Raw genomic sequence first — 19,749 nt, forward strand, 5'->3', positions numbered from 1 at the left:
CATTACCTTGGAAAACGAATGCGATCGGACAAATAGCCCACTGCCGCCACAAAGTAATGTGAACGATTCCAGCGCATTAACGCATCGTAGTTAGCGTAAGCCAGATAAACGCGGCCTTCGTTATCATCAGGAATAACAACTGAGGCGACAATATCATCACGCGATGGTAATTCAGAGCCGTCGAAACGGGTAATACCCAGATCGGCCCATTCGGCCAGTTTTTTCTTGGTATCCAGGCCTGCCAGTGACTCATCGAAGCCTTCAGGTAGTTGCACCTGACGTCCCCAGGTTACGTCGTCTTTCCAGCCAACAGAGCTTAAGTAATTAGCCGCTGAAGCAAAAACGTCCGGGAAGCTGCCCCAAATGTCTTTTTTGCCGTCACCGTCGTAGTCCACTGCGTAACTCATAAAAGAACTGGGCATAAATTGAGTTTGCCCCATAGCACCAGCCCATGACCCCTTCATCTGTTCGGGCGCAATATGGCCTTCTTCAATAATGGTCAAAGCTTCCCAGAGCTGCTTTTTGAAGAACTCTTCGCGACGACCATCAAAAGCCAGGGTAGTTAAAGCCGAAACCACATCAAAACCACCGGTGAATGAACCAAAGTTGGTTTCAATTCCCCACAGCGCCACAATAAAGCGTGGCTGCACACCGTACTCTTTACCGACTTTTTCCAGCAGTTCTTTATGCTCGTTGTATTTTTCCAGTGCCTTGTCAGCCTTCCACTCCGGAACCGCACGCGGCAGGTAGGTGTCGAGTGTGAGTTTAAATTCAGGCTGATTTTTATCCAGTTCGACTGCACGCTCGTAGTACTTCACCTTAGCAAAGGCTTTATCTAAAGTATCTTGCTTGTAGCCACTTTCAATAGCTTCAGCTTTCAGAGCTTCAACGTAAGTAGCAAACTGTTGGTCAACCTGTTCACTGCTCTCTTCTTTCGCTTTCTTATCGGTATCCTGGTAAGCAAAAGCCGGCGCACTCAGCGTAACTACAGAAGCCAGACATAACGCCAGCCCTGTGAATTTTATTGTATTTGTTAACATTGAAGTTCCTCTCGTTTCGGTGGCAACTGCAAATAGAAACCATCGTTTTGCAAATGTTCCTGTAGCTTTTCGACCGTTAAACGGGCCAACTGTTCACGCCCGGCAAGGTTTATTGTCATAACCTTTTCGGCGCGACCAAACTGTTCACACAAAACGTCAGGTACTTCTGTGAATTCATTACCGTGAGGCAAGTAAAGGTAGGTATCGGCTTTCTTTAAGCTGCGATAAACATCACACAGCATGGCAGTTCTCCTGAATAAGGGCTAAGCGCACTAATGGTTAACAAATACTATGTTAACCAATTATAGCCTGTAATTCTGCCCCAATTGCTTGCTTGCGCCAACCCATCATTAAGTCGGGTTGCGGCAAACGCTGTTGTTGCTGCGTTGAATACTGCCAGTGAAAGTTAATAACGTCGTTAATTTGCTTACGGGAGGCTACTAAGGATGCCGGCACCTGCAGTTTGTCAGCAAGTTCAGACACCACTTTTTTTATGGCTTTAAAGGTTGGCTTATAGCCTTCCATGTCGTCTAAGCGTTCAAGCGTTTTTGGCAGTTCGGACTCAGACACCTGCTCAGCTTGCTGAATGCAGCGAATAATATCCCGCCCAGAATACTTCCGGGACATAGGCGCTAAGTCCGGAATTCGGCTTAGCTCCTCGTCGCTTTTGGGCATTCTGCGAGCCAGTTCAAGTAGCACGCCGTCTTTGGCTATAAAACCCAGTGGAATGTCCCGCTCGCGCGCTTTATGCAAACGCCATGGCGTCAGAATTTTAAGTGCGCCCAGCTGGCGTGCATTTAACTGCCAGGCATTACCTACAGCTAAATACAACAAATCATCCGGCCAGCTTTGTGTGCGTTTTCGAACCTGAATTTGCGACTCCTCGTACACAATATCCAGACAGCCCTTTTCCTCACACAAAGCCTTCAAATAAGGGTACATTACCGCCAGGTAGCTGGCGTCAGCCGCAGCATAATCTAACTGCTCTTCGCTTAACGGGCGCTTCAGCCAGTTGGTGCGTGACAAGCTTTTATCTAACTCAACGCCATCAAATAAGGCATCGACCAAACGGGCGTAGCCCATAGAATCACCGAGCCCACAAAAACCTGCGGCTATTTGACTGTCGAAAATACGGTTAGGCTGACGGCCATTACTTTGCTGGAAAAACAGCTCAATATCTTCACCGCCGGCATGCAGGACTGTTTCAACGGAGTCATCTGCAATTAGCTCCCACAGTGGCTCTAAGTCGATATCGGCGAGAGGATCCACAACAGCAGTTGTGCCATTGGCATAAATTTGTAAAAGCCCCAACTGAGCATAGTAAGTGCGCTCGCGTACAAATTCAGAGTCAATGGCAAACCAGCCAGCTTCTCTAGCTTGCTGACAAAGACGTTCTAATTCCTGAGTTTCAGTAACGAGCCGGTACTGGCGTACCGACTCGGGTAGGTTCAACGGCAGAGTCAAGCGTCTTCCTCGTCGCGTAGCTCGCGGCGAAGTATCTTGCCTACGTTAGACTTCGGCAGTTCATCGCGGAACTCAACCAGTTTAGGTACTTTGTATCCGGTCATGTTCTCGCGAGAAAAATCAATCACTTCACGTTCTGTTAATGACTTGTCTTTTGCCACAATAAAGACTTTAACCACTTCACCCGAAGACTCATGTGGCACGCCAATAGCAGCCGACTCAAGAATTTTAGGGTGATCGGCTAAAACATCTTCGATTTCATTTGGATAAACGTTAAAGCCCGAAACTAAAATCATGTCTTTTTTACGGTCTACAATTTTGAAGTAACCACGCTCGTCAGCGGTTGCCATGTCACCCGTTGCAAACCAGCCGTCTTTAATCGATTCAGCAGTAGCATCAGGACGGTTAAGATACCCGACCATAACTTGCGGGCCTTTTACTTCCAGTTCGCCGGGTTCACCTAAAGGCACTTCTTCGCGGGTTTCAGGATCAACAATACGAACATCGGTGCTGGGTACCGGTAAGCCAATGCTGCCAGTATAATGTTCAATGTCATACGGGTTAACGGTAACAACAGGCGCACACTCGGTTAAGCCATAACCTTCAAGCAAACGAGACTTAGTGACACGTTCCCATTCTTCGGCAACCGCTTTCTGAACTGCCATACCGCCACCCAACGCAACTTTTAGGTTAGAAAAGTTAACGTCTTTAAAGCCTTTGGTGTTCAACAGACCATTGAACAAGGTGTTAACACCGGAGATCATTGAGAAAGGATACTTGTTCAGCTCTTTCACAAAGTTCGGCATATCGCGCGGGTTAGTAATAAGTACATTTTTACCGCCATGCTTAATAAAGGTCAGGCAGTTCGCTGTTAACGCAAAGATATGATAAAGCGGTAGCGCAGTAATAATCGTTTCTTCGCCGTCACTCATAATAGGAGTGATACACGCAGACACTTGCTCCAGGTTAGCCACCATATTTCGGTGAGATAACATGGCACCTTTTGCTACACCGGTTGTTCCGCCAGTGTACTGAAGAAACGCAATGTCATCACCGGTAACCTCAGGGCGCTGGTACTCGGCTATTGCGCCTTTCGCCATAGCCTGATTCAAGCTAACGGTTTCTTTCACATTATGAGAAGGCACCATGCGCTTTATGTACTTAACAACAAAGTTGACCAAGAAGCGCTTATGCACAGGTAACTGATCACCAATTTGTGTGGTGATAACGAAATCAAGCGGAGCTTCGTCTTTTATTTTGTCGTAGGTGTGAGCAAAGTTTTCTAAAATAACCAGCGCTTTCGCCTGAGAGTCGACCAGCTGATGCTTTAGCTCGCGCGGAGTGTACAGTGGGTTGACGTTAACAACTGTCATCCCGGCACGTAAAATACCGAACAAGGCCACCGGATACTGAAGCAGGTTTGGCATCATGACCGCAACTGCATCGCCTTTTTTCAGCCCTTTACTTTGCAGGTAGGCCGCAAATTCGCGAGACTTCAAACCCAGCTCTTTAAAGCTCATTTCTGAGTCCATATTGACGAACGCCGTTTTCTCGCCGTACTTTTCTATGGACTGTTCCAGTATATCAACTAATGACGCAAAATGATCCGGATCAATGGTTTCCGGTACGCCTGCTGGGTAATTTTTCAGCCAAATTTTATCCATAAAAGGCTCCGCCTCTCACTATTTATCATTATTTTCAGTGGCGCAATCATCGCATATCCGACCAGTTAATCCTAGTCGTTAACAACCGCTAAACGTGCGATTTGAGCAATTCAGCTATTTTTTCAGGTTGTTCCATATGCACGTGATGCCCACCTTCCAGCGTTACACAACTGAGCTTTGAGACTTTATGTTGCCACTTTTCTAACGCGCTTTCTAACTTGTCATAGCCTTTACTGCCACGCACTACGACAACCGGCATAGTCAACTCTTGCAGAAGGTCATCGACAGCTGCACTGGGCAATCTATAGGGCGACGTTGCTTTCACTCTGGCATCTGCCCGCCAATGCCAGCGGCCATCTGAACGAAGTTCAGAACCGCGCTCTACAATTAGCTTAACCAAGTCGGACGAGAAGTCTGCCTGTGCAGCACGAGCATCCACTGCAGAGTCAAAATTACTGTGGCTGCGCCAACGTGGCGTCTTTAATTTTTTCCGGCTTACAAAGCCCTGCTGTAACTGTTCTCTGGCATTGGTTCCGTCAGAGACCAGCAAGCCAAAAGCTTCGACTAGGATTAAACTTTTTATCCGCTCGGGGCACAAAGCCGCCACAACATTACTGACAAAGCCACCCATGGAATGACCTAACAAGATTAACTGCTGCCAGCCTTGCTGCTCAATCAACTGCCATAAGTCATAAGCATAGTCGATAAAATGATAGTAGTTACCCGTAGGTCTGTGGTCACTGTGACCATGCCCGGGCCAGTCAAGTGCTAACAGACCACCGCGATCAGCTGACCAATTTGCGGCCAAAGGTAAAAAGCTGTGGCTATTGTCTAACCAACCGTGAGTTGCGACCACACGAATATCGTTTGGGTCACCCCAGCAAAGGCCTCTTACCGTGCCCCAGTCGAGTTCATAACTGACTGGGGTGGCTTGATCTAATGCAATGCGGTAATCCATTATTTGGTGGATTAATTGCGGTCTTTAGCAGGTGTACCAGAGTTGTCCTGAACGCGAACACGCACCGGAACAGGGTAACGGTATGGGTAATAAGGTGAATAGAAGTTGTGACGGAACCAAAGCGGTGAGTAATCAACTTCTACGTGGCTTTTTTTGCGCTCAGGCTGCCAAAGGTAATAGCCTGTTGCTTCAATAACCGGATAGGTATAAACGTACTCGCCAATTTTGCCTTGTTGCGTTTGGCCAATGGTACCAACAAAGCTCATTGAACGCCCTTGCTTATAAACATCGGGATCAATGAAGTCATTTACCACGGCTAAAAAACGACCCTGGCTATTATCGCTGACCTCAGGACGACCCCAACGCTGCAGTGGAAAACTGACAATTTCCAGAACAGTATGGTCTTCGGCGTTGCGAACATCGGCAATAACTCCCCCCCAACGGGCAGGTTCACCGGCAACTTTCTCGCCCTGGTGTTTAGCGACTTTATAGCCAACTAAAGCCTCTTCGTTTTCACTGGCAATTTCATCAGGGACTGAGGAGCAGCCCACCAACACCAATGCCATTAATGATGCATAAATAATTTTCATAACAGACCTCACTCAGGCGTAAACATCAACACCAAACATTGACGTGATTTGTTCTCTTTTCTCACTTAACGCGATATTTTGATACGCATTGAGTGCTTTCTGAGAACGCTGTGGTGGTTCATCGTAAAACGTATTCAATGACTCCCACCGTTCCGCACGCCGCTGACTTTGCCGCACATCAGGGACAACTTGCCGGGACTCAGCAATTTCCGCCCGGTTGTTCCCCTGGCGTTGCTGATCCTCTGGCGCAGGCCTTTGCGGTGCCTGCTGCTGATTGTTTAGCGGCTGAACCGCTTGCGGATTAATTCGCACGTCAACGATGACTCATCTGTTACTAAGACTAGTTTTATTATGGCGAGTTCAGTGCCATTCGGCAAGTTACCGACCCGGCAATTTTTTCCAGGTTACTTCATTACGTACATAAAGCGGTTCCAGATGCTCCGCACTTACGGCTGAAACCTCACCTTTCACAGCGACTGTAAGCATATCCTCTGCCAGTGGCAGCCGACAATCGTTGCTGTATTTTAATTTTTTATTCGGATCCAGCACGTCAGAATAGTTATCCCAACCAGTACCCGCCGTATAGAACCCTTGCAAATCATGCTCTGAAAATAAGTCCGCAGATGGCACGGCAACAGCCGGTTCTGTTATAGCTTCCGCAACACCATTCTTGCTGCGATAAAGGGCGTAATAAATTTCGCCCATGCGTGCATCAATGCAGGCAACAACGGCTTCTGCACCATGCTTGCGTATAGCCTGCTGCGCCAGCGCCTGCAAACTACTGACTGGAAACACCGGCAGTTCGGAGCTAAAAGCCAGCCCCTGCGCCATCGACACGCCAATACGTACTCCGGTAAAACTTCCCGGGCCAACACCGACAACCAGCCCGTCCAGCTGATTCAATTTTGCTTCTGCCTTCTGCAGTACTTTTTCAACAAAAGGCAGTAACCGCTGAGAATGCTCTCTTGGGCTTTCAATGGCTTCACTGAAAAAGGTGTTTTGCCACTGCAAAGCCACGGAGCAATTTTCAGTCGAGGTATCAACTGCTAGTAAGTTCTTCATTTTTGATTTCATCTTTCTCTGCAACCTGCGCTAAAAATTCCAGCGCCTGATTTAAGTCGCGGGTTCGTGACATAGCCGGAAGGCTGGATAAAAACTGCTTGCCGTATTGACGCGTTACCAGACGACTGTCGCAAACAATTAATACGCCGGAGTCGTCTTTGTCGCGAATTAAGCGCCCTGCCCCCTGCTTTAAAGCAATGATGGCCTGTGGTAATTGTATCGTGCTAAAAGCATCAACGCCACGTAGCCGTGCGTCTTCAACACGGGCATTCAACAATGGATCATCGGGTGATGCAAACGGGAGTTTATCAATAATAACGCAGCGTAGCGCCTCACCACGTACATCGACCCCTTCCCAAAAAGAAGAGGTCCCCAGCAGAACGGCATTGCCCTTTTTCGTGAAGGTTTCCAATAATTCTGTTTTGCCCGACTCGCCCTGAACCAGAATATCCCGGTCCAGCCGGTCCCTTAATATTGCTGCCATTTGTTGCAGCATTCGGTGGCTGGTAAACAACAAAAATGTGCCGCCTCGGTTTACCTGAACGCACTGCTCAGCAATTTCTGTCAGCATTTGATGCCGGTTTGGATCATTGGCCTCGGGCAAATAACGTGGCAGACACAATTTAGCCTGGCTGGCGAAGTCAAATGGACTTTCCAGCAACAGCGTATCGGCCTCTTCTATACCCAGACGCTTGGTAAAGTAGTCAAACTGGCCGTTAACAGCCAGCGTTGCGGAGGTAAACACCCAGCTCATTTTGTTGCGTTTGATATAACCACCAAAGGTTTTAGCAACGCTTAACGGTGTCTGGTGCAAACTGACATGCCTCGGCGTGGTTTCGAACCAGAAGCTGTAACCCGTGCGATCCACATCCATTAACTGACGCCAGATGTAGAGATGCTGCTCGGCACGTTCATGCAAGTTATCCAGGTCTTTATTACGGCCTATGGCGGTTTTCATAACCTCGGTCAGCAAAGTCAGACGTTCCTGCACACGCTCTGCAACTTCCGCCACCTCCGGCTTTTTACGCCAGTCACGCCAATTGCCGCGCATAGGGTCTCGTGGAAACAGTAATCGCCAGTCTTTCAGAGTCTGCAATAACGTACGAGCCATAGCGCTGCCCTGAGACAAGTCCTTAAGCTCAGTCATACACAAACGTTGAAGCTCTTCACACAATTCGGATAATTGTCGACTGGAAACTGTTTCGCCAAAGTACTGGCTGGCGATATCCGGAATTTGATGCGCCTCATCAAACACCACAGTATCAACACTGGGAATCAGCTCGCCAAAGCCCGTGTCCTTTAGCGCCATATCGGCAAAGAAAAGGTGATGATTCACCACCACAATGTCGGCTTCCATGGCTTCTTTGCGGGCTTTGACTAAGTGGCAGTCTTCATACACCGGGCAGTCTCGGCCCAGGCAGTTGTCCTGAGTACTGGTAACCTGAGGCAAAACCGGGGCGTCTTCCGGCAGAGCGTTCAACTCCCCCATGTCGCCGCTGCGTGTCGATGTCGACCAACGCTTAACGGTAATTAACTGACTCTGAATGTCTTTATTGAATTGGCCGGCTTGCTGAACCGCCTGTTCCATGCGGTGCAGGCACAAATAATTTGAACGACCTTTAAGTAAGGCGACAACTTTTTCAGGCGCCAGCACTTTTCTTAGCGTGGGTAAGTCACGGTGGAACAATTGTTCCTGGAGGTTTTTAGTTCCGGTGGAAATAATGGCCTTACCTTTACCCAGCAGAACTGGAGCAAGATACGCAAAAGTTTTCCCGGTACCGGTTTCGGCCTCAACAACAAGTTGGCCTTTTTTCTTAACGGTGGCAGCTATGGCTTCTGCCATCTGCTGCTGAGCGGCCCGCGGCTGGAAGTTTGTAATTGCCTGCGCCAGTTCGCCTGTTGGCTTAAATACTGATAGAACTGTTGCCATAACCCTAACCGCTAAAAAAATAGACGCGTATTATGACATAGATGTTTGCTCAGGCGTAGGTGTCTATATGTCCTGAAGATGAGGTTTCATCGTCATCTGCAAGCTCTTCAACTTCCGTTTGAGCAGATGGCTGGCCTTGCTGCTGGTGTTGCTCATTTTCCTGTCTTTGCTTGTCGCTGTTAACAGTCGAACCTTCTTCTTCATTGACGGCGCGAAGCTCTTGTATTTTTTCAACCTGGTTGATTTTCATCTGCTCACGGGCGTGGTCCACAGGCACACGAGTGTCTTTGGGGATCAGCGGAACCATTGCATCAAAGTTAGCCATTGCTTTTGTCTTACGCCTCTTCAGAAGGTTTGTTATTTATTTGACTATACAACCACTGGTTAAATAATAACCTGATATCGACTGAATAACCAATAAGTTTACTCTTGCATTACATTTCTCAAGTGTTATAGTGCTATACAACTTAACGAAGTACATTTATTTCTTTGGAGCGTTAATCATGCATTTTGTTCACAGCCACCACCATCATCATTGGAATTGTATGGCTTAGCCGTGAACTTAATGTTTGGGCTAGCCGTATAAACGCTAGCCTTTCGATTGACTATACAACCCCCGAAAGGCATCCACCTTCGGGGGTTTTTTATTTTAGGAGCTGTTATGACTGACCGTTTAACCATCGCGATACAGAAATCTGGACGACTGAGTAAAGAATCTATGGCACTGCTGAACGCCTGTGGCGTGAAATTCAGTGTTAACGAAGCGCGTTTAATTGCGCACAGCACCAGTCATCCTATCGATTTACTGCGCGTTCGTGATGATGACATTCCCGGTCTGGTTATGGACGGTGTGGTTGATTTAGGTCTGGTTGGCGAAAACGTGCTGGAAGAAGCTCGGTTAGAGCGCATTGCAACCGATTCTGTCGCGGCCTATCAGCCATTACGTGGACTTGAGTTCGGTCAGTGCCGATTGTCGTTGGCGGTTCCACGAGAAAGCCAGTATCAGTCATTGAAAGATTTAGACGGCTTAAGAGTCGCAACCACCTACCCTCAGTTGCTTAAGCGTTACCTGAAAGACAACGGCGTGAATGCGCGTACAGTTATGCTGACCGGTTCTGTGGAAGTAGCTCCCCGTGCAGGCCTTGCCGAAGCTATCTGTGACTTAGTATCCACCGGCGCTACGCTGGAAGCGAACGGACTCGTAGAGAAAGATGTGATATTCCGTTCCCAGGCTCAGCTAATACAACGCGCTGACAGCCTGTCGGAAGAAAAACAGGCCATGATAGATCAGTTGCTGCCTCGCATAGACGGTGTGCAAATGGCGCGGGAAAGCAAATACATTATGCTGCACGCTCCAAAGAACAAATTAGAGCAAGTGGTCGAGTTATTACCCGGTGCAGAAACACCCACCATTTTGCCGCTTAGCCACACCGACGAACAAGTTGCCGTACACATGGTCAGCACCGAGAAGTTATTCTGGGAAACCATGGAAGATCTTAAGTCTATGGGCTGCAGTTCAATACTTGTATTGCCTATTGAAAAAATGATGGGGTGATCATGAGTGGATTACAGATACCCATTGAACAGTGGCAAAGCCTGTCAGAAGCGGAGCAAGCTCAACGCTTAGCGCGCCCCGGACGGGCTCAGGCAGAGTCACTGCGAGAGAAGGTTGCAGTTATTCTGAGTGACGTTCGTGATAACGGTGAGCGCGCGGTACTGAATTATACCCGTCAGTTCGACAACCCGGAGGCGACATCACTGCGCATGAGCAGTGAACAAGTCGATGCGGCTATAGCGGGTTTAGATGACAAGATAAAACGCGCCATAGATACTGCGTACCAAACCATTTACCGCTTTCACGAAGCACAACGTCCGCAGAACTTAAGTATTGAAACCGCGCCAGGCGTGCAGTGTGAATTACGTTATGCGCCGTTAGATGCGGTCGGTTTATACATTCCCGGTGGCAGCGCAACCTTGCCATCCACTGCATTAATGCTGGGTGTGCCGGCGCAAATTGCCGGGTGTCAGCGTGTGGTTATGGTTAGCCCGCCTAATAAGCAGGGTGAATTACCAGCCGCCCTGCTCTACGCGGCTAAGTGTTGCGGAGTGACTGATATTCTGCTGTGTGGCGGCGCTCAGGCAATTGGCGCGCTGGCCTACGGCATAGAGTCATCGCCCGCGGTGGGTAAAGTCTTTGGTCCGGGAAACAGTTTTGTGACCGAAGCCAAGCAACAGGTTAGTCAAAATGACAGCGGCTGTGCCATGGACTTACCGGCAGGCCCCTCCGAGCTTTTGGTTATTGCTGATGACAGTGCAAACCCCGCTTATGTGGCGGCGGACTTACTCTCGCAGGCTGAGCACGGCCCTGACTCTCAGGTTATTTTGCTTACGCCATCAATCGCTGTAGCCGAAAATGTACGACAGGAGCTGATTGCACAGTGCGCTCAGTTAAGCCGTGCCGATATTGCCGAGCAGGCATTACAGGCCAGTCGTCTACTGGTGGTTTCAGATATGAATGAAGCCATAGCCATTAGCGAAACCTACGCGCCCGAACACCTCTCTATTCAGACGGATAACGCGCGTGAGCTGCTGCCACAGTTAACCCAGGCAGGTTCTGTCTTTGTCGGACACTATACGCCGGAATCCGGCGGTGATTACGCCACCGGCACCAACCACGTACTGCCAACCTATGGCTATGCCCGCAATTACAGCAGCCTTGGACTGGTCGACTTTTACCGTCGCTATACGGTACAGGAAGCCAGTCAGGATGGGCTACGCCAGTTAGCAGAAGCCATTACCACTCTGGCCGACGTTGAAGGCTTAGACGCACACAAGCGTGCCGTAACTATTCGCACGGAGGCTAAGCCATGAGCATTGTTGACCAGTTACAGCGCCAGCACCTGAAGCAGTTAACGCCTTATGCGTCAGCGCGTCGCAGTATGAGCGGCGGCAATATCTGGCTGAACGCAAACGAGTCTCCGTACAGTAACTCGTACACGGTCGATGACAGCAAGCTTAACCGTTACCCGGAGTTTCAGTCTCAGCCTTTAAATCAGGCTTACGCTGAATACGCTGGAGTTGAATCCTCACAGGTATTAAGCAGCCGCGGCTCAGACGAAGGTATCGAGTTACTGATACGAGCCTTTTGTGAACCCGGTCAGGACAAGGTACTGATTTGCCCACCAACTTACGGTATGTACGCTATTTCGGCTAAAACCTTTGCCGTTGGTGTTACCGAAGTTCCGTTACTGAAGAGCTGGCAACTGGACACCGAGTCAGTGATAGACGCAGCAGCTGATTCTAAGGTTATCTTCTTATGTTCACCTTCAAACCCTCTGGGCAACAGGTTGAATCCGGATGACATTGAACAAGTTTTACAACACTCTCCAAGCTCTATTGTGGTTGTCGACGAAGCCTATATTGAGTTTAGCTCTGGTAACAGCGTTGCCGGTTGGCTGGAACGATACCCGAACCTGGTAGTGCTACGCACCTTGTCTAAAGCTTTTGCTCTGGCCGGAATTCGCTGCGGTTTTTTGCTGGCGAATGACGACATCATTGAGTTACTGCAAAAAGTTCTGGCGCCGTACCCTTTGCCAGACCCGACAGTGCAAATTGCGGTTCAGGCTTTGCAGACAAGTTCGCTGGAACGACTTCAGCAGCAGGTAGCAAGCTTATTAGCCGAGCGCGACCGTGTGCAAACAGCTTTAGAGCAAACACCACTGACCCTGGTAGCGGAAAGTGACACAAACTTTTTACTGTATCAGTGTGAAGATGCCACTGGTTTAGTGAAGGCACTTGCCGATAACGGCCTATTAATACGTAATCAGTCGGCGCAGCGGGGCCTAAACAACGTTGTTCGCATAACCATTGGTAGCGCCGCCGAAAATGACGAACTGATTCAACAGTTAAAGGATTATTTTTCATGAGCCAGAAGCCTATTTTATTTATCGACCGTGACGGGACTCTGGTAGAAGAGCCCGCTATAGACAAACAGCTGGACAGCTTTGAGAAGCTGGTATTTGAGCCCAACGTGGTACCGGCTTTGCTGAAACTACAACAGGCCGGTTATCAGTTGGTGATGGTATCGAATCAGGATGGTCTGGGGACGGACAGCTTCCCGCAGGCTGACTTTGACGCACCACATAATTTGATGATGGCGGTGTTTGAATCACAAGGTATTCGGTTTAATGACGTTCTGATTTGCCCTCACTTTGACAGTGATAACTGCAGCTGCCGTAAGCCTGCGCTTGGGCTGGTAAAGTCGTATCTGAAAGAAGGCCGTGTGGATTTTACCAGTTCCTACGTTATTGGTGACCGTGAAACCGACCTGCAACTGGCTGAGAATATGGGTGTTGAAGGCCTGCGCTACAGCCGTGACGAGCTCAACTGGGATGCCATTGTTCACCAGCTACTGGACAACCCGCGTACAGCGTCAGTTACACGTACCACCCGGGAAACGGATATTAACATTAAGGTGGATTTAGACAGCCAGGCACCGCGCGAATTTGATACCGGTATTGGCTTCTTTGATCACATGCTTGAGCAAATAGCCACACACGCAGGTTTCTCGCTTTCGGTTAAGGTTAAGGGTGACTTGCACATTGACGATCACCACACCATTGAAGACACCGCTCTGGCACTGGGACAGGCATTGCGCTCTGCACTAGGTGACAAACGTGGCATTGGTCGCTTTGGCTTTGCTCTGCCTATGGATGAATGTCGCGCGGAGTGTCTGATCGATTTATCCGGACGTCCCTATTTGAAATGGGAAGCCGATTTCACTCGCGACAAAGTCGGCGAGTTATCCACCGAAATGGTTGAACACTTCTTCCGCTCGTTAACCGACGCCATGGCAATGAGTCTGCACTTGTCGACGACTGAAGGTAATACTCACCATCAGGTTGAAAGCCTGTTTAAGGTGTTTGGCCGGGCTCTGCGTCAGGCTATAACAAAAACCGGAGACCAACAGTTGCCGTCGAGTAAGGGGATGCTGGCATGAATGTGGTGATTGTCGATACCGAGTGTGCCAACCTGACATCGGTCCGCTTTGCGGTTGAACGGCTGGGCTACTCGGTTCTTATTACCGATAGCGCAGAAAAAATAAGAGCCGCAGACCGTGTCATTTTGCCCGGTGTAGGCACTGCTGCGGCGGCTATGCGTAACTTGCAGCGAAAGCAACTCGTAGAGCCGCTGCGAGAATTAACCCAGCCCGTGCTGGGTATTTGTCTGGGCATGCAATTATTGACCTCGCACTCAGAAGAGGGTGACGTTGATTGTCTTAACCTGATTCCGGCAAAAACCAAACGCCTTCGCGAGCATGGTCTCCCGTTGCCGCACATGGGCTGGAATACACTGCAGCCAACCGAGGACAACCCGTTAGTCGACACAAACGACAGCTACTGCTATTTCGTACACAGTTTTGCTGTAGCCGTTGATGAGTACACCATTGCCAGCAGCGAATACGGTGAACGGTTTGCCTCTATGATACGGCACAACAACTATTTTGGTGCGCAGTTTCACCCCGAACGCTCAGGTAAAACCGGCGAAGCTCTGTTGAAACGTTTTTTGGAGTTAAAATTATGCTGATCCCTGCTCTGGATCTTATCGATGGAAAAGTTGTACGTCTGTATCAGGGCGACTTTGCACAAAAAACTGAATTTGATTTAACACCTTTAGGCCAGGCTCAGCTTTATGCTGAGGCAGGTGCAAAATGGCTGCACCTGGTGGATTTAGACGGTGCCAAAGATCCTGACAGACGACAACAGGCCTTGTTGGCTAAACTTGCCTCAGAGTCAGGTATGCGGTGTCAGGCAGGGGGTGGAATACGCACAACAGCAGATTTGGAAGCCTTATTTGAAGCCGGCATTGAACGGGCTGTAATTGGTTCAACTGCGGTGAATAATCCGGATAAAGTCACTCGCTGGTTCGAGACCTATGGACCTGAAAAGATAGTCCTTGCTCTGGATGTCAATATTGACGCAGATGGCAATGCAATGGTGGCTACGCACGGCTGGCAAGAGGCCAGCACGCATACACTGGATGATATTCTAAACCGCTATCTGGATCTGGGTTGTCGCCACGTGCTTTGTACCGATATCAGTAAAGACGGCACCATGACCGGCACCAATGTCGAGCTCTACAAGCGCTATAAAGCACTTTACCCACAAGTGGTCTGGCAGGCATCCGGCGGTGTCAGTTGCTTAGATGATCTTAAAGATTTGAAAGCCGTTAACTGTGACTCAGTTATTCTTGGTAAGTCTTTACTTACCGGCGCTTTCACGATGCAGGAGGCACTGGCATGCTGGCAAAACGTGTAATTCCTTGTCTCGATGTTCGTGACGGACAAGTGGTAAAAGGGGTTAAGTTCCGTAATCATGAAGTTATTGGTGACATTCAGCCTCTCGCTAAACGTTATGCGGAAAGCGGCGCCGATGAGTTAGTGTTCTATGACATTACAGCATCGGCTGACGGACGTACGGTAGACAAGTCCTGGGTGGAACGAGTAGCCCGCGAAATTAATATTCCATTCACTGTGGCCGGCGGCATCCGTTCGGTTGAGCAGGCACAGACCATGCTGTCTATGGGTGCGGATAAAATTTCCATTAACTCGCCGGCTCTGCTTAACCCGGACTTGATCAATACCCTGGTCGAAGAGTTTGGTCAGCAGTGCATTGTTATTGGCATCGACAGCTTTTATAACGAACAGTCTGATCAATATGAAGTCCACCAGTTTACCGGTGACGAGAGTAAGTCTCGTAAATCGGCCTGGCAAACGAAAGACTGGCTGCAGGAGGTTATCTCTCGCGGTGCCGGTGAAATTGTTCTGAATTGTATGAATCAGGACGGTGTTCGCCGGGGTTACGATATCGCTCAATTGTCAGCTTTACGTGAATACTGTTCTGTACCTTTAATCGCCTCTGGCGGCGCCGGCGAAATTCAGCATTTTGTCGATGCCTTTCAGCAAGCGAAAGTTGATGGCGCATTGGCAGCGTCGGTTTTTCATAAGAATATATTCAGTATTAGCGACGTAAAAGCCGCTATGGCAGCGAATAATGTTGCTGTTCGCCCTATAGAAGCGGTTCAGGAGACACAATGAGAATTAAGTTAGATACGATAGACCAGCTAGCCTGGGATAAAATGTCGGGGCTGCTACCCTGCACGGTGCAACACGCATTAACCGGTGAAATCCTGATGCAGGCCTATATGAACGCTGACGCTGTTAAAGAGAGTTTAGCAACTGGCAAAACAACGTTTTACAGCCGCAGTAAAGAGCGTTTATGGACTAAGGGCGAGAGCTCAAAAAACTACCTTCAGCTTGAAGGTATTTATTCAGACTGTGATAACGACGCATTACTGGTTCAGGCTCTGCCCGATGGCCCTACCTGCCACTTAGGTAACCGCAGCTGCTTTGCCGAAGCACCTAAACCTTTACTGCACGAGCTGGATGCGCTTATTGCCAGTCGCAAAGGCGCGGATGCCAGTAAAAGCTACACCGCCAGCTTGTTTACCAAAGGGTTAAAACGAGTTGCACAAAAAGTCGGAGAAGAAGGCGTTGAAGTTGCTCTGGCCGCAGCAACCGCCGATAAAGACGAGCTGGTTAATGAAAGTGCGGATTTACTTTATCACTTGCTGGTCGCGTTGCGAGCCAATGAGCTTAGCCTGGACGACGTGCTGGAGGTGTTAGCTGAGCGCCGCGGTTAAGCGGCACTGTTTAACTGCTCACGAAAGTGCTTACGCTCGTATCGACGGGATACGCGGCGTAAGCGCAATGACAACAGGACAGCTGCAACACTTAGACCGCTGATAAAACCTATCCAGAAACCTGCGGCCCCCATTGCCGGCACTACCCAGTCGGTACGCCCCAAAATAAAGCCCACACTTAGACCAAATGGCCAGTAGGAAATAAAAGCGAGGATCATCGGGTACTTGGTGTCTTTATAGCCACGAAGTGTACCTATAGAAATAGCCTGGAAAGTATCTGACACGGTGAATATAGCCGCCAGCCCCATAAGAGTGGCTGCTAAGTTAATGATGTCCTGGTCAGGTGTATAGAGGCTTGCCAACCAGCCTCCCCCCAAATACATGATAAGCCCATTGACCGTTGCGAATGCGCCACCAAACAGCATAGCGATTTTAAAGCTCAACATGGCATTTTTCGGGTCTCCTGCTCCCAACGCAAAGCCAACCCTTAACGTTACCGCCATAGAGATACTCAGCGGCACCATGTACACCAGCGAACTGATGTTCAGCGCAATTTGATGAGCAGAAACCACCGTTGGCCCCAAAGGAGCTATGAGTAAGGCTACGGCCGCAAACAAACTCACTTCAAAAAAAAGTGACATTGAAATAGGAAAACCGATACGAATAACGTAGGTGACATCGTCCCAGTTCGGACGATACCAGCGGCGCAGTAACCTTAACCGTTTGTAACGTTTGGCGGTAAAGGTATAAATGGCCATAGAGAGAGCCATACCCCACAGCACGATAGCGGTAGCAAGACCACAACCCGCACCACCAAGCTCCGGCATGCCAAATTCACCGTACACAAAGACATAGTTTGCCGGTATGTTGATCAGTAAGCCAATGAAGCCAATGATTAGCGATGGCATGGTATTCGACATACCTTCGCAGAAATTTCTTAGTACCGCGTATATAACAAAGCCAGGTATACCCCAGGCTATATAAAATAGGTAGTCCAGCGTAATAGCACGGAAGTCATCTTCCACTTCCATAATATCCAGTAACCATGGAGCGGAGGACATTCCAATTAAGGTAATGACACCGACAATGGCACACGCATACAAGCCCTGCTGCAATATATTGGCAACGCGCTTGTGTGAATTAGAACCATCGAGATGAGAGATAATTGGCGCTAATGCCAACGCCAGGCCGAACACCAATAACGTGGCGGGCACGAAAATACTTCCGCCAACGGACACAGCCGCCAGGTCAAGCGCGCCCTTGCGTCCTGCCATGACCGTGTCGACCACACTCATTAGCATTTGAGTGAGCTGGGCAACCAGAATGGGACCGGTCAGTTTGGCCAGTTTATGACATTCGTCTTTGTTATTGCTCCACCAGTTCACTCGTTCTTATTCTCTGGGTTAATGAGGTTGGTTGCGCAAAAAGCGCAGAATTCGTTGGTTAACATCCGCCGGATGAGTTAGCGGTCCCATATGCCCGGCAGTAACCGATTCTCTTGTAATATTAGGCAAAACCGTGGACAGTGCCTCAGCAACCGCCTTAGCGCTTCGTCGAGTGTGATCGCCCTGTAACAGCAGCAGGTTTTGATCAACACCACTGTAGTCAGCCAGGCGCCTTGGTTCGTTAAGCAATGCATCAAAGTCCAGCGCTACTTTATCGGCCTGGGCAACCATTAACTGCTGAATTCGCTCAGGCAGTGCATCGAAATAACCGGCATCGTTCCAGTAGTCGACAAAAGTGCGAGTGCATTCTTTCGCGTCTCTGCCATGCATTGCCTGACTAATTTCCTGAATTTCCAGCATGCCCGGCGAGTCATCCGGTAGCACATGAAAGGCCACAGGCTCATAAACCACCACGTCGGCAATCTCAAAGGGCTTCTCTAATGCCAGTTTTAGCGCAACAGCACCTCCGTATGAGTGCCCGACCAGCTGAACGGGCTGCTTCAGCTGTAAACTTTCGACAGCAGAGAGGATACGTGGCAGCTCCTGCTCCAGCCTAAAGTTCGCCGTAAATTCAACTTTAGGCGCCTGCCCATAACCAAGGAGATCAACCGCAATAACAAAGTGGCTGCTCACTAAGTCCTTTAACAGAGCTCGCCACTGTGTACTGGCACTCTGCGAGCTGTGCAACAAAATGACCGGAGGATTTTGCTGCTCGCCATATAAATGAATTCCAGGTTCTATTTCAGACATAACTTCACTTTAAGATAAACTGACACCAACAAACTGACCGATACCGTAGCCAGCAGCTAATAGCAAAACAGCAAAAGTTGTTAATACACCAATGGTTCTTGGCAGGCTAACACCTACACTGCGAGTTAACCCAATGGCGTGGCATAAACGAGCAATAATCAGCGCAATACCTAAGCCATGCAATAAGCCTAAAGGCGCATTCTGAACTTCCATCATAGCAAATAGAATAAGAGCCAACGGCACATATTCAATAAAGTTGCCATGAATGCGAACGGCGGCTTTTAGATCCTGAGCTTCGCCGGTGCCTATACCGACTCGGTGCTTCCAGCGTAAGCGTATAATACGCGCCGCCAGGGCAAGATAGATTAACGTTAAGACTCCGGCATAAAAACCGGTAATTGTAAGTTGTGATGTCACTTGCTGCCCCTTCTTTTTCTTTGTTAGTCGGCGTCATCAAAAAAGGCTCACCATGTGAGCCTTTTGCTAAACCTGTTATTTTCTAAGCAAGTCGCCAAGCTGCTCACTGACTTTGTCGACAGGCTGGGTACCATCAATTTTGTGGTACTCTGTTTTCCCTTCCTCAGACAGCTTCTGGTAGTACTCAACCAAAGGCTCTGTCTGCTCATGGTAAACCGACAAGCGTTTGCGAACCGTCTGCTCCTGATCGTCCGGACGAATCACCAGCTCTTCACCAGTTTCATCATCTTTACCATCTACCTTCGGAGGGTTGTGCTCAATATGATAAACACGACCTGATCCAGGGTGGACACGACGCCCACTCATACGATCAACGATAATTTCGTCCGGAACATCAAATTCCAGTACATAATCAATTTCAATACCGTTATCGCGCATTGCATCGGCTTGTGGAATGGTTCTTGGAAAACCATCGAGCAAAAAGCCGTTCTGGCAGTCCGGCTCGGCAATACGTTCTTTAACCAACTCAATGATGATATCGTCAGACACTAGTTGCCCGGCGTCCATCACTTGTTTGGCTTTTTTACCCAATTCCGAACCCGATTTTATTGCTGAACGCAGCATATCACCAGTGGAAATTTGAGGGATCCCAAAAGTGTTCATCAGAAACTGTGCCTGAGTTCCTTTTCCAGCTCCTGGGGCGCCTAACAAAATAATGCGCATAGAAA

The 19,749-nt window shown here is 49.0% G+C and carries 22 protein-coding genes; 8 read left to right on the plus strand and 14 right to left on the minus strand.

Going from position 1 to position 19,749, the window contains the following annotated elements; translation table 11 throughout:
- Nucleotides 1-2 precede the first annotated feature (2 nt).
- The 10 genes from K5X84_RS08595 to K5X84_RS08640 all read right to left on the minus strand — a co-directional run bounded on the left by K5X84_RS08595 (nucleotide 3) and on the right by K5X84_RS08640 (nucleotide 9,033).
- Nucleotides 3-1,040 (minus strand): lytic murein transglycosylase, encoded by a 1,038-nt coding sequence (locus K5X84_RS08595; RefSeq protein WP_222235602.1) that lies wholly within the window; start codon nucleotides 1,038-1,040, stop codon nucleotides 3-5.
- Nucleotides 1,034-1,282, minus strand: a complete 249-nt coding sequence (locus K5X84_RS08600; RefSeq protein ID WP_054491022.1) for a YcgL domain-containing protein — start codon at nucleotides 1,280-1,282, stop codon at nucleotides 1,034-1,036. The genes K5X84_RS08595 and K5X84_RS08600 overlap by 7 nt, the downstream gene beginning before the upstream one ends.
- A 52-nt stretch (nucleotides 1,283-1,334) precedes the next feature.
- Nucleotides 1,335-2,504, minus strand: coding sequence for a ribonuclease D (gene rnd, locus K5X84_RS08605; protein ID WP_222235603.1), 1,170 nt, complete (start codon nucleotides 2,502-2,504; stop codon nucleotides 1,335-1,337).
- Complete coding sequence (fadD, locus tag K5X84_RS08610; protein WP_222235604.1) at nucleotides 2,501-4,168, minus strand: long-chain-fatty-acid--CoA ligase FadD; 1,668 nt, start codon at nucleotides 4,166-4,168, stop codon at nucleotides 2,501-2,503. Before fadD ends, rnd begins: the two co-directional genes overlap by 4 nt.
- Nucleotides 4,169-4,256: 88 nt before the next feature.
- Nucleotides 4,257-5,126 (minus strand): alpha/beta fold hydrolase, encoded by an 870-nt coding sequence (locus tag K5X84_RS08615; protein ID WP_222235605.1) that lies wholly within the window; start codon nucleotides 5,124-5,126, stop codon nucleotides 4,257-4,259.
- Between the two features lie 11 nt (nucleotides 5,127-5,137).
- Nucleotides 5,138-5,716 carry a Slp family lipoprotein gene (locus tag K5X84_RS08620; RefSeq protein ID WP_054491030.1) on the minus strand — a complete coding sequence of 193 codons (579 nt, stop codon included), beginning with the start codon at nucleotides 5,714-5,716 and terminating at the stop codon, nucleotides 5,138-5,140.
- Nucleotides 5,717-5,728: 12 nt separating this feature from the next.
- Nucleotides 5,729-6,028, minus strand: a complete 300-nt coding sequence (locus K5X84_RS08625; protein ID WP_222235606.1) for a hypothetical protein — start codon at nucleotides 6,026-6,028, stop codon at nucleotides 5,729-5,731.
- Between the two features lie 66 nt (nucleotides 6,029-6,094).
- A complete protein-coding gene (gene tsaB / locus K5X84_RS08630; protein ID WP_222235607.1) occupies nucleotides 6,095-6,778 on the minus strand; it encodes a tRNA (adenosine(37)-N6)-threonylcarbamoyltransferase complex dimerization subunit type 1 TsaB in 684 nt (227 codons plus the stop codon).
- Nucleotides 6,756-8,708, minus strand: coding sequence for a DNA repair helicase YoaA (locus tag K5X84_RS08635; protein WP_222235608.1), 1,953 nt, complete (start codon nucleotides 8,706-8,708; stop codon nucleotides 6,756-6,758). The genes tsaB and K5X84_RS08635 overlap by 23 nt, the downstream gene beginning before the upstream one ends.
- A gap of 49 nt (nucleotides 8,709-8,757) precedes the next feature.
- Nucleotides 8,758-9,033, minus strand: coding sequence for a hypothetical protein (locus tag K5X84_RS08640; protein ID WP_054491036.1), 276 nt, complete (start codon nucleotides 9,031-9,033; stop codon nucleotides 8,758-8,760).
- A 336-nt stretch (nucleotides 9,034-9,369) separates the two neighbouring features.
- Here K5X84_RS08640 and hisG point away from each other — a divergent pair, with 336 nt between their 5' ends.
- Genes hisG through hisIE form a run of 8 tightly spaced genes read left to right on the plus strand, consistent with a single transcriptional unit; the run spans nucleotide 9,370 to nucleotide 16,409 of the window.
- Complete coding sequence (gene hisG / locus K5X84_RS08645; RefSeq protein WP_011235066.1) at nucleotides 9,370-10,263, plus strand: ATP phosphoribosyltransferase; 894 nt, start codon at nucleotides 9,370-9,372, stop codon at nucleotides 10,261-10,263.
- 2 nt (nucleotides 10,264-10,265) lie between these two features.
- Complete coding sequence (gene hisD / locus K5X84_RS08650; RefSeq protein WP_222235609.1) at nucleotides 10,266-11,579, plus strand: histidinol dehydrogenase; 1,314 nt, start codon at nucleotides 10,266-10,268, stop codon at nucleotides 11,577-11,579.
- Complete coding sequence (hisC, locus tag K5X84_RS08655) at nucleotides 11,576-12,634, plus strand: histidinol-phosphate transaminase (RefSeq protein WP_222235610.1); 1,059 nt, start codon at nucleotides 11,576-11,578, stop codon at nucleotides 12,632-12,634. Before hisD ends, hisC begins: the two co-directional genes overlap by 4 nt.
- Nucleotides 12,631-13,707 (plus strand): bifunctional histidinol-phosphatase/imidazoleglycerol-phosphate dehydratase HisB, encoded by a 1,077-nt coding sequence (hisB, locus tag K5X84_RS08660; protein ID WP_222235611.1) that lies wholly within the window; start codon nucleotides 12,631-12,633, stop codon nucleotides 13,705-13,707. Before hisC ends, hisB begins: the two co-directional genes overlap by 4 nt.
- Nucleotides 13,704-14,294 carry an imidazole glycerol phosphate synthase subunit HisH gene (gene hisH, locus K5X84_RS08665; RefSeq protein ID WP_199493843.1) on the plus strand — a complete coding sequence of 197 codons (591 nt, stop codon included), beginning with the start codon at nucleotides 13,704-13,706 and terminating at the stop codon, nucleotides 14,292-14,294. The genes hisB and hisH overlap by 4 nt, the downstream gene beginning before the upstream one ends.
- Nucleotides 14,288-15,025: a 1-(5-phosphoribosyl)-5-[(5-phosphoribosylamino)methylideneamino]imidazole-4-carboxamide isomerase gene (hisA, locus tag K5X84_RS08670; protein ID WP_222235612.1), complete on the plus strand. Its 738-nt coding sequence runs from the start codon at nucleotides 14,288-14,290 to the stop codon at nucleotides 15,023-15,025. Before hisH ends, hisA begins: the two co-directional genes overlap by 7 nt.
- Nucleotides 15,007-15,804: an imidazole glycerol phosphate synthase subunit HisF gene (gene hisF / locus K5X84_RS08675; protein ID WP_222235613.1), complete on the plus strand. Its 798-nt coding sequence runs from the start codon at nucleotides 15,007-15,009 to the stop codon at nucleotides 15,802-15,804. The genes hisA and hisF overlap by 19 nt, the downstream gene beginning before the upstream one ends.
- Entirely contained in the window at nucleotides 15,801-16,409 is a 609-nt protein-coding gene (hisIE, locus tag K5X84_RS08680; protein ID WP_199493846.1) for a bifunctional phosphoribosyl-AMP cyclohydrolase/phosphoribosyl-ATP diphosphatase HisIE, read from the plus strand. Before hisF ends, hisIE begins: the two co-directional genes overlap by 4 nt.
- On the opposite strand, the gene K5X84_RS08685 is transcribed toward hisIE, so the two are convergent.
- The 4 genes from K5X84_RS08685 to adk all read right to left on the minus strand — a co-directional run bounded on the left by K5X84_RS08685 (nucleotide 16,406) and on the right by adk (nucleotide 19,744).
- On the minus strand, nucleotides 16,406-17,794 hold the full coding sequence (locus K5X84_RS08685) for an MATE family efflux transporter (protein ID WP_054491052.1): 1,389 nt from the start codon (nucleotides 17,792-17,794) through the stop codon (nucleotides 16,406-16,408). The genes hisIE and K5X84_RS08685 overlap by 4 nt on opposite strands.
- Before the next feature lie 18 nt (nucleotides 17,795-17,812).
- Complete coding sequence (locus K5X84_RS08690) at nucleotides 17,813-18,604, minus strand: alpha/beta fold hydrolase (protein ID WP_222235614.1); 792 nt, start codon at nucleotides 18,602-18,604, stop codon at nucleotides 17,813-17,815.
- Nucleotides 18,605-18,613: 9 nt separating this feature from the next.
- Nucleotides 18,614-19,021 carry an MAPEG family protein gene (locus K5X84_RS08695; RefSeq protein WP_199493848.1) on the minus strand — a complete coding sequence of 136 codons (408 nt, stop codon included), beginning with the start codon at nucleotides 19,019-19,021 and terminating at the stop codon, nucleotides 18,614-18,616.
- Nucleotides 19,022-19,096: 75 nt separating this feature from the next.
- The gene (adk, locus tag K5X84_RS08700; RefSeq protein WP_054491058.1) at nucleotides 19,097-19,744 is read right to left on the minus strand and encodes an adenylate kinase; all 648 of its coding nucleotides are present in this window, start codon (nucleotides 19,742-19,744) and stop codon (nucleotides 19,097-19,099) included.
- Between the last annotated feature and the right edge of the window lie 5 nt (nucleotides 19,745-19,749).

Origin of the sequence: Idiomarina abyssalis, assembly GCF_019797805.1 — a bacterium.
GTDB lineage: Bacteria > Pseudomonadota > Gammaproteobacteria > Enterobacterales > Alteromonadaceae > Idiomarina > Idiomarina abyssalis.

What these genes read in the sequence shown, in the direction of transcription:
- K5X84_RS08595 (WP_222235602.1), bottom strand. Translation starts at nt 1,040, where the DNA reads ATGTTAACAAATACAATAAAATTCACAGGGCTGGCGTTATGTCTGGCT.
- K5X84_RS08600 (WP_054491022.1), bottom strand. Translation starts at nt 1,282, where the DNA reads ATGCTGTGTGATGTTTATCGCAGCTTAAAGAAAGCCGATACCTACCTT.
- fadD (WP_222235604.1), bottom strand. Translation starts at nt 4,168, where the DNA reads ATGGATAAAATTTGGCTGAAAAATTACCCAGCAGGCGTACCGGAAACC.
- K5X84_RS08615 (WP_222235605.1), bottom strand. Translation starts at nt 5,126, where the DNA reads ATGGATTACCGCATTGCATTAGATCAAGCCACCCCAGTCAGTTATGAA.
- K5X84_RS08620 (WP_054491030.1), bottom strand. Translation starts at nt 5,716, where the DNA reads ATGAAAATTATTTATGCATCATTAATGGCATTGGTGTTGGTGGGCTGC.
- tsaB (WP_222235607.1), bottom strand. Translation starts at nt 6,778, where the DNA reads ATGAAGAACTTACTAGCAGTTGATACCTCGACTGAAAATTGCTCCGTG.
- K5X84_RS08635 (WP_222235608.1), bottom strand. Translation starts at nt 8,708, where the DNA reads ATGGCAACAGTTCTATCAGTATTTAAGCCAACAGGCGAACTGGCGCAG.
- K5X84_RS08640 (WP_054491036.1), bottom strand. Translation starts at nt 9,033, where the DNA reads ATGGCTAACTTTGATGCAATGGTTCCGCTGATCCCCAAAGACACTCGT.
- hisG (WP_011235066.1), top strand. Translation starts at nt 9,370, where the DNA reads ATGACTGACCGTTTAACCATCGCGATACAGAAATCTGGACGACTGAGT.
- hisD (WP_222235609.1), top strand. Translation starts at nt 10,266, where the DNA reads ATGAGTGGATTACAGATACCCATTGAACAGTGGCAAAGCCTGTCAGAA.
- hisC (WP_222235610.1), top strand. Translation starts at nt 11,576, where the DNA reads ATGAGCATTGTTGACCAGTTACAGCGCCAGCACCTGAAGCAGTTAACG.
- hisB (WP_222235611.1), top strand. Translation starts at nt 12,631, where the DNA reads ATGAGCCAGAAGCCTATTTTATTTATCGACCGTGACGGGACTCTGGTA.
- hisH (WP_199493843.1), top strand. Translation starts at nt 13,704, where the DNA reads ATGAATGTGGTGATTGTCGATACCGAGTGTGCCAACCTGACATCGGTC.
- hisA (WP_222235612.1), top strand. Translation starts at nt 14,288, where the DNA reads ATGCTGATCCCTGCTCTGGATCTTATCGATGGAAAAGTTGTACGTCTG.
- hisF (WP_222235613.1), top strand. Translation starts at nt 15,007, where the DNA reads ATGCTGGCAAAACGTGTAATTCCTTGTCTCGATGTTCGTGACGGACAA.
- hisIE (WP_199493846.1), top strand. Translation starts at nt 15,801, where the DNA reads ATGAGAATTAAGTTAGATACGATAGACCAGCTAGCCTGGGATAAAATG.
- K5X84_RS08690 (WP_222235614.1), bottom strand. Translation starts at nt 18,604, where the DNA reads ATGTCTGAAATAGAACCTGGAATTCATTTATATGGCGAGCAGCAAAAT.
- adk (WP_054491058.1), bottom strand. Translation starts at nt 19,744, where the DNA reads ATGCGCATTATTTTGTTAGGCGCCCCAGGAGCTGGAAAAGGAACTCAG.